The 10,609-nt window shown below is 71.9% G+C and carries 9 protein-coding genes; 7 read left to right on the top strand and 2 right to left on the bottom strand.

From position 1 onward, the window contains the following. Positions 1 to 140 precede the first annotated feature (140 nt). Genes E1298_RS04305 through E1298_RS04295 form a run of 3 tightly spaced genes read left to right on the top strand, consistent with a single transcriptional unit; the run spans position 141 to position 2,218 of the window. The gene (locus tag E1298_RS04305; protein ID WP_341770590.1) at positions 141 to 800 is read left to right on the top strand and encodes an AIM24 family protein; all 660 of its coding nucleotides are present in this window, start codon (positions 141 to 143) and stop codon (positions 798 to 800) included. After that, positions 800 to 1,453, top strand: coding sequence for an AIM24 family protein (locus tag E1298_RS04300; protein WP_131889425.1), 654 nt, complete (start codon positions 800 to 802; stop codon positions 1,451 to 1,453). The genes E1298_RS04305 and E1298_RS04300 overlap by 1 nt, the downstream gene beginning before the upstream one ends. Positions 1,454 to 1,456: 3 nt before the next feature. Then, positions 1,457 to 2,218, top strand: a complete 762-nt coding sequence (locus tag E1298_RS04295) for an AIM24 family protein (RefSeq protein WP_207944426.1) — start codon at positions 1,457 to 1,459, stop codon at positions 2,216 to 2,218. Positions 2,219 to 2,317: 99 nt separating this feature from the next. Here the strand turns inward: E1298_RS04295 and E1298_RS04290 are convergent, their stop codons facing one another. Next, a complete protein-coding gene (locus E1298_RS04290) occupies positions 2,318 to 3,088 on the bottom strand; it encodes a VOC family protein (protein WP_131889424.1) in 771 nt (256 codons plus the stop codon). Positions 3,089 to 3,360: 272 nt separating this feature from the next. Here E1298_RS04290 and E1298_RS04285 point away from each other — a divergent pair, with 272 nt between their 5' ends. The 3 genes from E1298_RS04285 to E1298_RS04275 all read left to right on the top strand — a co-directional run bounded on the left by E1298_RS04285 (position 3,361) and on the right by E1298_RS04275 (position 6,300). Then, positions 3,361 to 4,959, top strand: coding sequence for an ABC-F family ATP-binding cassette domain-containing protein (locus E1298_RS04285; RefSeq protein WP_131889423.1), 1,599 nt, complete (start codon positions 3,361 to 3,363; stop codon positions 4,957 to 4,959). A gap of 116 nt (positions 4,960 to 5,075) precedes the next feature. Next, the gene (locus E1298_RS04280; RefSeq protein WP_021596738.1) at positions 5,076 to 5,288 is read left to right on the top strand and encodes a helix-turn-helix domain-containing protein; all 213 of its coding nucleotides are present in this window, start codon (positions 5,076 to 5,078) and stop codon (positions 5,286 to 5,288) included. A gap of 205 nt (positions 5,289 to 5,493) precedes the next feature. Further along, on the top strand, positions 5,494 to 6,300 hold the full coding sequence (locus E1298_RS04275) for an enoyl-CoA hydratase/isomerase family protein (RefSeq protein WP_131889422.1): 807 nt from the start codon (positions 5,494 to 5,496) through the stop codon (positions 6,298 to 6,300). Between the two features lie 73 nt (positions 6,301 to 6,373). On the opposite strand, the gene E1298_RS04270 is transcribed toward E1298_RS04275, so the two are convergent. Next, positions 6,374 to 8,314 (bottom strand): Xaa-Pro dipeptidyl-peptidase, encoded by a 1,941-nt coding sequence (locus E1298_RS04270; RefSeq protein ID WP_131889421.1) that lies wholly within the window; start codon positions 8,312 to 8,314, stop codon positions 6,374 to 6,376. Between the two features lie 292 nt (positions 8,315 to 8,606). On the opposite strand from E1298_RS04270, the gene E1298_RS04265 reads away from it, so the two are divergent. Beyond that, positions 8,607 to 10,595: an ABC transporter ATP-binding protein gene (locus E1298_RS04265; protein ID WP_424923063.1), complete on the top strand. Its 1,989-nt coding sequence runs from the start codon at positions 8,607 to 8,609 to the stop codon at positions 10,593 to 10,595. Positions 10,596 to 10,609: the final 14 nt, after the last annotated feature.

Genomic DNA, 10,609 nt, shown 5'->3' with positions numbered 1-10,609 from the left:
ACCACCACCCCCGCCCCCAAGACGAGCCCGGGTACGGCCCACCGGCTGAGGCTGCGGCGTTCGGGAGCGATCCACATGGCGACATCCTTTCCGATCCGCGGAGGCAACGGACCCGCAACGCGCCGGTACGACCGGCCATCGTGGCGGTATGTTCTCCGTTCGTGGCGCAATTTCGATTGAACGGCTCGAGGATGCTGGCCGTCGATCTCGCCGGCGAGACGATCAGGGCGCTGAACGGCGCCATGGTCGCCTACGAGGGGCAGATGGCGTTCAAGCGGCAGGGCATGACCGGAGGCGAGGGGCTGCGAGGCGCCCTCAAACGGAGGATCGCCGGTGAGGGCATGACCCTCATGGAGGTGACGGGGCAGGGGACGGTGTACCTGGCGAGCGAGGCGACCGAGGTCACGCTCGTCCAGCTCACGGGCGACACCCTCTTCGTGGAGTCGGAGAGCCTGCTGGCCCTCGACGGGGGCCTGCAGACCGGGGTCCAGTTCATCGGGCTCCGCGGCATGGGCACCGGCCAGGGCCTGGCCACCACCAAGGTGGACGGGCACGGCACGGTCGCGATCCTGTCCGACGGGCCCGCGATCGCGCTGGAGGTGACCCCGCAGACGCCGCTGTGCGTGGACCCCCACGCCTACGTCGGCCACCACGGGCAGCTCCAGCAGGACGTGGTCACCGACGTCAACTGGCGGACGGTCCTCGGCCAGGGCTCGGGGGAGAGCGTGCAGTTCCGCTACCAGGGCCACGGCCTCGTCTACGTCCAGCCGGCCGAGCGCGGCGGAATTCTGGAGATCTGATGCCGGGATACCAGTCCATCAACCCCAAGATGCTCCAGGTGCCGATCGGCGCCGGGCAGGAGGTCTACAGCAAGCGCGGCGCGATGCTCGCCTACACCGGGCCCGTGTCGTTCGCCCCGTCCGCCACCGCCGGGCAGGGAGTCGGCGGCACGATCGGACGGGCGGTGGCCGGCGAGCGCACCGTGATGATGCACGTGACCGGGCAGGGCAACGTCATGTTCGGCCACGGCGGGCTGCACGTCACCGTCGTCGACCTGGACGGCGCCGACACCCTCTACGTCGAGGCCGACCGGCTGCTGGTGCACGACGCGAGCCTCCAGGTCGGGACGATGTTCATGGGCGAGCAGGGCGGCGTCCGCGGCGTCATCCGCGGCGCGGTGACCGGGCAGGGGCTGTTCACCACGACCCTCGCCGGGAAGGGGTCGTGCGGGCTGCTGTCGCACGGCGGCGTGATGGAGCTGCCGATCACCCCGCAGCGGCCCGTCCACGTCGACCCGCAGGCGTACGTGGCCCACCGCGGCCAGGTGCAGAACAAGCTCACCACGGCGGTCGGGCTGCGGGAGCTGATCGGGCGGGGCTCCGGCGAGGGCTTCCAGCTGGAGCTGAGCGGCACCGGCGTCGTCTACGTCCAGGCCAGCGAGAGGAAGATCTGAACCGTGAGCACGTTCGGGACGCAGACCTGGAACCCGGTGACGCTGCCGTCCAACGACAACGTCAACCCGTACGCCTTCAGCGTGGACCTCAACGGCCAGTGGTTCGCGCAGAAGGGCAAGATGATCGCCTACTACGGGCAGATCAAGTTCGAGGCGCTGTCGGCGGGGCCGCTGGACGCGCTGGTCGCGCACACCTTCAACTCCCCGCTGTACGCCCACGACTGGATCGTCGCCCAGGGGCAGGGCAAGCTCGTCCTCGCCGACCGGGGCTTCGACGTCAACTCCTTCGACCTGGACGAGGGCAACCTCACCGTCCGCGCCGGGAACCTGCTGGCGTTCGAGCCGGGCCTGTCGCTCAAGCAGTCGATCATCCCGGGGTTCCTGACGCTGATCGGGACGGGCCGGTTCGTGGCCGCGTCCAACGGCCCGGTCCACTTCGTCGAGCCGCCGATCAGGGTCGACCCGCAGGCGCTCCTCGGCTGGGCCGACTGCCCGTCGCCATGTCACCACTACGATCACTCCTACATGCGCGGCGCCCTCGGCGCGGCCCGGATGATCTTCGGTGTGGGGGGCTCCTCGGGGGAGGAGCACCAGTTCGACTTCACCGGCCAGGGGACGGTGATGATGCAGTCGTCCGAGGTCGTGATGAACGAGGACGTCATGCTCCGCGACCTGGAGGGCCAGATCGGCATGGTGGGCACCTCCGGGCTCCAGCGGCTCCAGCAGACGATCACGCAGCGGCTCTCGTCCGAGCGGCAGGGCTGACGGCGGCCGACGGCGGGCGGGCGCCGTCCGCGCCGCTGGACGCGTCCGGGCCGCTGGAACGGCTCCAGCGCCCCGGACGGACCGTTCAGCGCTCGGGGGTCACGACCCGGGGGTGGGCGCGGTCTTCATCACGCGGAAGGGGACGCCGAACGGGTCCCGGACCGACGCGATGCGGCCGTACGGGGTTTCGGCCGGCTCCGCGTCGACCGTGCCGCCGCCCGCCCGCACCCGCCGGACGGCCTCGTCGGCGTCCGCGACGTCGAAGTAGCTGATCCAGGACGGGGCGGGGGCGTCCGGCTCGCCGTTGATCCCGCCGATGTACTGGCCGTCGGGGCGCCGCAGGGCGGTGTAGTCCATCCCGGGGACCGGCTCCAGCCCGTACTCGAACACCGCCGTGTAGAACGCGCGGGCCTCGTCGGCCCGGGGCGTGATCAGGTCGTTCCAGACCAGCGAGCCCGGCTCGTTGACGAACCGGGAGCCGATGTGGGCGCGGCCCTGCCACAGGCCGAACTGGCCGCCCTGCGGGTCCTTGAGGATCGCCATGCGCCCGAGGTCCATGACGTCCATGGGGGTCTCGACCACCGCCCCGCCCGCGTCGGTGGCGCGCTTGACGACGCCGTCGCAGTCGTCGGCGGCGAAGTAGAGGTTCCACCAGAACTCGGTGGCCTGCGGGTCGGCGTGCTGCATCATCCCGGCGACGGGCTCCCCGCGCAGCATGCACAGGTTGTAGTTGCCGGTCTCGGGCCCGCCGTCCTCGAACTGCCAGCCGAAGAGCGTCCCGTAGAAGGTCTTGGCGCGCTCGATGTCGGGTATCCCGAGGTCCAGCCAGGTGGGCGTGCCGGTCGGCGCGTTGCTGGTGACGTGGGTCATCTGGCTCACACTCCTTCGTGCCGGGGCCGGACCGGCCCCGATGTCGTCCGCCGCATGCCCGTAACCCCATCCTGGCCCCCGCCCCGGCGTTCACACATCCGTTCGGGCCGGATGGGCATGGCCGGGACCGGCCCTCGCGTCACGTACACTGATCAGATGGTTTCGCTCCCGAGCTGACAGGCCGCCCAGCGCGCCCCCGGTCACAGGACCGCGTGGCGCGCTGTTTCGTGCGCCTGTCCATCGACCCGTCCCGTCAGGGGAGCCCTGTCACTGTGATCATCGCTAACGACATCGAGCTGCGCGCCGGGTCCCGGCTGCTGATCGAGACCGCCTCGTTCCGGGTCAACCCGGGCGACCGGGTGGGCTTCGTGGGCCGCAACGGCGCCGGGAAGACCACCCTGACCAAGGTGCTGGCCGGGGAGGCGCTGCCCGCCCAGGGCAGCGTGACGTCCTCGGGCACGGTCGGCTACCTCCCGCAGGACCCGCGGGGCGTCGACCTGGAGGAGCTGGCCCGCGACCGCATCCTGTCGGCCCGCGGCCTGGACGAGGTCATCCGCGAGCTGCGCGCCGCCGAGGACGCGATGGCCTCCTCGGCCGGCGCCGCGCGCGACAAGGCCGTGCGCCGGTACGGGCGGCTGGAGGAGCGGCTGCACGTGCTGGGCGGCTACTCCGCCGAGGCGGAGGCGGCCTCGATCGCCTCCAGCCTGGGCCTGCCGGACCGGGTGATGAGCCAGCCGCTCGGGACGCTGTCGGGCGGCCAGCGGCGCCGTGTGGAGCTGGCGCGCATCCTGTTCTCCAGCGCCGACATCCTGCTGCTGGACGAGCCGACCAACCACCTGGACGCCGACTCGATCGTCTGGCTGCGCGACTTCCTGAAGTCCCACCAGGGCGGCCTCGTGGTCATCAGCCACGACGTGGAGCTGCTGGACGCGGTCGTCAACCGGGTGTTCCACCTGGACGCCAACCGCAGCGTGATCGACGTCTACAACGTCGGCTGGAAGAAGTACCTCGCCCAGCGCGAGACCGACGAGCGCCGCCGCAAGCGGGAGACGGCCAACGCCCAGCGCCAGGCGTCCGCGCTGCTGTCGCAGGCCGACAAGATGCGCGCCAAGGCCACCAAGGCCAAGGCGGCGCAGCAGATGGACCGGCGGGCCCGGCAGCTGCTGGCGGGCGTGGAGGGCGAGCGGCAGGCCGACAAGGTCGCCAAGATCCGCTTTCCGGAGCCGGCGCCGTGCGGCAAGACCCCCCTCACCGCGGAGGGTTTGTCGAAATCGTACGGATCTTTGGAGATTTTCACCGACGTGGACCTGGCGATCGACCGGGGCAGCCGCGTCGTCGTGCTGGGCCTGAACGGCGCGGGGAAGACGACCCTGCTCCGCATGCTGGCGGGGGTCGACAAGCCCGACACCGGCGCCGTGGTGGCCGGTCACGGCCTGCGGATCGGCTACTACGCGCAGGAGCACGAGACCCTGGACGTCGAGCGCTCCGTCCTTGAGAACATGCAGTCGGCCGCGCCGGGCCTGGCGCCGGTCGAGGTCCGCAAGATCCTGGGCTCGTTCCTGTTCTCCGGCGACGACGTCGACAAGCCCGCGGGCGTGCTGTCGGGCGGCGAGAAGACCCGGCTGGCGCTGGCGATGCTGGTGGTGTCCAGCGCGAACGTCCTGCTGCTGGACGAGCCCACCAACAACCTGGACCCGGCCAGCCGCGCGGAGATCCTGGGCGCGCTGCGCACGTTCGCCGGGGCCATCGTCCTGGTGACCCACGATGAGGGTGCTGTCAGCGCGCTCCGGCCGGAAAGAGTGATTTTGCTGCCGGATGGTGTCGAAGACATCTGGAGTGACGAGTTTGCCGATCTGGTGGCACTTGCGTGACCTGCTGACTGCCTTCCGCAGATCTTTTCTGGCCGAGTGGGTAGCCGAACGCGCGGGAATGACTGATCATGGCGGGGGATAACGCAGCGGTCACCACATCACTACGGGAGGTACTCGTGGCCGAGACCCTTAAGAAGGGCACCCGCGTGACCGGTGCCGAGCGCGACAAGCTGGCGGCGGACCTCAAGAAGAGGTACGACTCCGGCGAGAGCATCCGCGCCCTGGCAGCCGCCACCGGCCGCTCGTATGGGTTCATCCACCGGATTCTGACCGAGTCCGGAGTCAACCTGCGCGGTCGCGGCGGCGCGACCCGGGGCAAGAAGTCCTAACGGACGGCGACCCCCGGAAGAGCGCACCGCCTGACCCTCCGCCGCGGCCGGCCGAGTAAGGTTCGGTCGCGGCGGCGGGCAGGATGGGCTCCGCCCCGTGGACGGCGGGGCGGGCCCAGGCGCGCGTTTTCGCGCACCCCCTCGCCGCCGTGGCGCCGGCCCCCGGCCGCGCGTCTTCGGACGGTCACAGCGGAGAGGGGGCGTCATGACGGACGCGGGCGTGGAGCGGCGACCGGAACCGGTCAGGGTCCCGGGCGAGGCCGAGCTGGCCGAGGCCGGGCTGCGGCTGGACGTGGACGGCGCGGTCGCGACCGTCACGCTGAACCGGCCCGAGCGCCGCAACGCCATGACGTTCGCCACCTGGCGGGGCCTGGCGGCCATCGGCAGGTCCCTGCCGTCCGACGTGCGCGTCGTCGTCCTGAAGGGCGAGGGCCCCTCGTTCTCGGCGGGCATCGACCTCGGCATGTTCTCCGGCGGCGGCGAGGGCTTCTCCGACGGCGCCGACGCCGAGGCGACCGACCGCTTCATCGCCGGGCTCCAGGAGGGCTACACCTGGCTGCGGCGCCCCGACATCGTCACCATCGCGGCCGTGCACGGCCACGCGATCGGCGGCGGCTTCCAGCTCGCCTTGGCCTGCGACCTGCGGGTGGCCGCCGACGACGCGAAGTTCTGCATGAAGGAGCCGGCGCTCGGCCTGGTCCCCGACCTGACCGGCACCAAGCCGCTGGTCGAGATCGTCGGCGTCCCGCGCGCCCTGGAGCTGTGCCTGACGGCCCGCACCGTCCTCGCCGACGAGGCGGCCCGGCTCGGCCTGGCCGAGATCGTGGTGCCGCGCGACGGCCTCGACGCCGCCGTCGCCGACCTGGTGACCGCCCTGCTGGCGGTGAACCCCGGCGCGGCCGTGGCCACGAAGCGGCTGCTGTGGCAGGCCCCCGAGAACACCCTTGAGGAGCAGTGCGCCGCCGAGCGCCGCGAGCAGATCGGCCGCCTCCGCGAGCTCTTCGGAAAGTAACCCTGTACTTCGCGGCGGGTCGCCGCCATGGCGCCCGCCATGACGGCGACCCACCGCGAATGAACGGGTCCGGTTACCGCAGGGCCTCACGGCCGCCGCGGGCCAGCGGCAGCAGGACCCTGCTGGTGCCGGGCTGGAGGGCGACCTTGGTGCCGGCCGGGTAGCGCAGCGTGTAGTCGTAGTCGGTGGACAGGACGATCACGCCGAGCCGGTGGCCGGGCTTGACGACGTAGTCGGTCGGCTCGAAGTCCCAGCGGAAGTCGTAGGACGCGCCGGGCTTGATCGGCTCGGTGCGGGCCGGGCTGTGCCGGTTCCGCGCGTCCAGCCACCCCCGCGTGATGATCTTGTAGGGGGCGGTCTCGGTCAGCAGCGCCTGCCGGGTCGTGCAGCCGGTGTCGCCCTCGACGCCCTGCCCGTAGCAGACCTGGACGCCGGTGTCGGTGCGCGGCCCGGTGGGACGGGTGTCGGTGCCGTAGTCGACCAGCAGCGCCGTCAGGTACGGCGACCGGCCGTCCAGGGACGCCCTGAGCGCGATCTCGGGCGTGCCGTTCACGCGGACGGGACGGGTCAGCTCAGGCGTCAGGTAGGCCAGCCGGTTCGGGTCGGCCTGGTCCTGGTTGGCCAGCAGCTGCTCGGCGGTCCGCGTCTTGCCCGCGTCCACGAACGTCTGCGGCGCGCCGCGGCGGGCCCTCAGGTCGAGGGTGCCGGGCTGCCCGGACGGCCCGGACCGGCCGGCGTTCAGGCTGAGCGGAACCGTGCGGGTGCCCGGGACCGGCCAGTCCCTGGCCGTCTCCCACCGCCCCGGGGCGCGCTCGATGTCGACCCGCGGCTCCTTCTCGATGCCGTTGCGGATGTCGTACAGGTAGCGGTCGAACCAGTGGTGGATCTGGCGCAGCCACTCCTCGACGCGCCAGCGGAACGGCGTCGCGTGGCTGGCCTGGTGGAGCCACAGCTTGCGCGGCACCCCCGCCTCCTTGAGGGCGTTCCACCACTGGACGGAGTTCTTGACCTTGACGTTCCAGTCGTTCAGCCCGTGGACGACCATGACGGCGGCGCGCACCCGCTCCGCCTGCCCGACGTAGTCGCGCTGCGCCCACATCCTGGTGTAGTCGCCGGTCTCGCGGTCCTGGGTGGCCTCGATGTCGTCGATGACCTTCTTGCACACCTCGGGGTTCTCGCGGGTCAGCACCACCTTGGCCAGCACGTCCAGGTCCTCGCCCTGGAAGCCGCCCGGCGCGAGCACGCCGCCGTTGGCGCGGTAGTAGTCGTACCAGCTGGAGATCCCGGCGATCGGCACGATGGCCTTCAGGCCCCTGACCCCGGTCGCGGCGGCCATGTTGGGCAGCGTCCCGTTGTACGACTGGCCGATCATGCCGACGCTGCCCGTCGACCAGCCCGCCTTCACCGGCGCCCCGTCCGGGGTCCAGCCCTTCGCGCGGCCGTTCAGCCAGTCCACCGCGGCCTTGGCGCCCGCCTGCTCGCTGCGGTCGCCCGAGGTCGGGCAGCCGGTGGATCCGCCCGTCCCGATGCTGTCGAGGTTCGCGATGGCGTACCCGCGGGGCAGGAAGTAGTTGTCGTAGATGCCGGGGAAGATCTCGGCGAGGTTGCGCTTGCCGTTGGCCAGCGACCGGGCCCGCGGGTCGTCGATGTCGACCGGGTGCATGGGCACGTTGTGGGTGCCGGCCCAGTACGGGCTGGCCTCCAGGATCGTCGGGACCTTGAGCCCGGCGGTGTCGGTCTCCTTCGGGCGCATGATCCGCATCCGGACGCGGTCCCTGACGCCGTCGTGGTCGCTGTCCACCGTGGTCTCGATGTTGACGGTCTGGGTGACCGCGTCGGCGCGGGAGAAGACCGGCTGCGTCTCGCCGTCCTTCACCGTGACCTTCGGGGCCGCCTCCGGGGGGCGCGCGGGCCTGGTCTGCCCGGCCGCCCCCGCGGGGAGTGCGGTCGTTGCGAGCAGCGCGGCCGTGAGGGTGATCACGCCGGCGCCGCCTCGCGAGAAGCGTCTTCTCACTGGGGGCTCCTGGGGGGTGTGAGCCTGAATGTGGTGATCACATCTACTACCCGGCCGGCGCGAAAGTCCATACGGGCCCACAAGATCGCCCGCTATCGGACGCGGCGTCCCCGGCGGCCGGGTGCGCCGCCGGTCGAGCGTCGGCGGGGAGTTACGCCAAGAGCGGACCGGGGAAGCGCTACGGACGGCGGCGCGTTCTCCCGGCCGGAAGCTGAGATGCTTACTTGATTACGTACGTGCGCGGCCGCCGCTCCCGCGGCCGCACGCCGACCCCTCGGAGGCACTTGTGGGGATGCCGGGAATGCCGAACGGCGGCTGGCAGATGATGGCCTCGTTCCGCCGGGACGACTCGATCACCCAGCAGAAGCTCAAGCCGGGCACGGTCCGGCGGATCGCCGGCTACGCCCGGCCGTACGTCCGCGAGCTGGTGCTGTTCCTCGCCCTGAACACGGTCGCGGCGGTGACCGTCGTCGCCAACCCGCTGCTGCTCAAGACGATCATCGACCGCGGCATCGTGCCGGGCCGGCAGGGCCTGGTGATCTGGCTCGCCGTCGGCGTCGCCGGGCTCGCGCTGCTGGAGGCGGTGCTCGGGCTGGCGCAGCGCTGGTACTCGGCGCGCATCGGCGAGGGACTGATCTACGACCTGCGCACCCAGGTGTTCGGGCACGTCCAGCGCCAGCCCGTCGCGTTCTTCATGCGGGCGCAGACCGGCTCGCTGGTCAGCCGCCTCAACAACGACGTCATCGGCGCGCAGCGCGCCCTGACCACCACCCTGTCGTCGGTGGTGTCCAACGTGATCAGCCTGGTCCTGGTGCTGGTCACCATGATGGTCCTGTCCTGGCAGGTCACGCTGATCGCGCTCCTGCTGCTCCCGATCTTCATCCTGCCGGCCAAGTGGGTCGGCCGGCGGCTGTCGCGGATCAGCCGCGAGCAGATGGTGCTGGACGCCGAGATGAGCTCGCTGATGACCGAGCGGTTCAACGTGGCGGGCGCGATGCTGGCCAAGCTGTACGGCCGCCCGTCCGAAGAGGAGGACAACTTCTCCCAGCGGGCCGCGCGGGTCCGCGACATCGGCGTCGTCGCGGCGATGTACGGGCGGGTCTTCTTCACCGCGCTCACGCTGGTGGCGGCCCTCGCGACGGCCATGGTCTACGGCGTCGGCGGCTTCCTCGCCGTCGGCGGCACGCTCGAACTCGGCACGCTCGTCGCCCTCGCCACCCTCCTGACCCGGATGTACGGGCCGCTCACCGCGCTGTCGAACGTCCACATCGACGTGATGACCGCGCTGGTCAGCTTCGACCGCGTGTTCGAGGTGCTGGACCTCAAGCCGCTGATCCGCGACCGCGAGGGCGCCCGGGCGCTCGGCGAGGTCCGGGAGACCTCCGGCAACGGCTCCGCGCCCGCGGCGGAGGGCCCGAAGGCCGACCTGGAGAAGGGCGCCGCGAAGGGGCGGGCCCCGACGGTCCGGTTCGACCACGTCCGGTTCGCCTACCCGTCGGCGGAGGAGGTGTCGCTGGCCTCGCTGGAGTCGATCGCGCGCACCGACACCGCGCCCGCCCGCGAGGTGCTGCACGACGTCGACTTCGCCGCGGCGCCCGGGCAGCTCGTGGCGCTCGTCGGGCCGTCCGGCGCGGGCAAGACGACGATCACGCACCTGGTGTCGCGCCTGTACGACGTGTCCGGCGGCGCGGTCCGCATCGGCGGGACCGACGTCCGGGACCTCACGCTCGACTCGCTGCGGTCGGAGGTCGGCGTCGTCAGCCAGGACGCGCACCTGTTCCACGACACGATCCGCGAGAACATGCGCTATGCCCGTCCCGAGGCCACCGACGAGGAGATCGGCGCCGCGCTGGAGGCCGCGCAGATCGGCCCGCTGATCGCCGCGATGCCGGAGGGCCTCGACACGGTCGTGGGCGACCGCGGCTACCGGCTGTCGGGCGGCGAGAAGCAGCGACTGGCCATCGCCCGGCTGCTGCTCAAGGCGCCGTCGGTGGTCGTCCTGGACGAGGCGACCGCGCACCTGGACTCCGAGTCCGAGGCGGCCGTCCAGCGGGCCCTGCGGACGGCCCTCGCCGGCCGGACGTCCCTGGTGATCGCCCACCGGCTGTCGACCATCCGGGAGGCCGACCAGATCCTGGTGATCGAGGACGGGCGGGTGGCCGAGCGCGGCCGCCACGAGGAGCTGCTCCTCCAGGGCGGCCTGTACGCCGAGCTGTACCGCACGCAGTTCGCCCGCCAGGACGGCGACGAGCGGTCCGACGCGGCGCTGACCCGGGACTGAGGCGCGCCTACCCG

It is taken from the genome of Actinomadura rubrisoli (genome assembly GCF_004349215.1).
GTDB lineage: Bacteria > Actinomycetota > Actinomycetes > Streptosporangiales > Streptosporangiaceae > Spirillospora > Spirillospora rubrisoli.
Note: the sequence above shows the minus strand (reverse complement) of the source record. Positions and strands in the feature narration are given on the sequence as shown.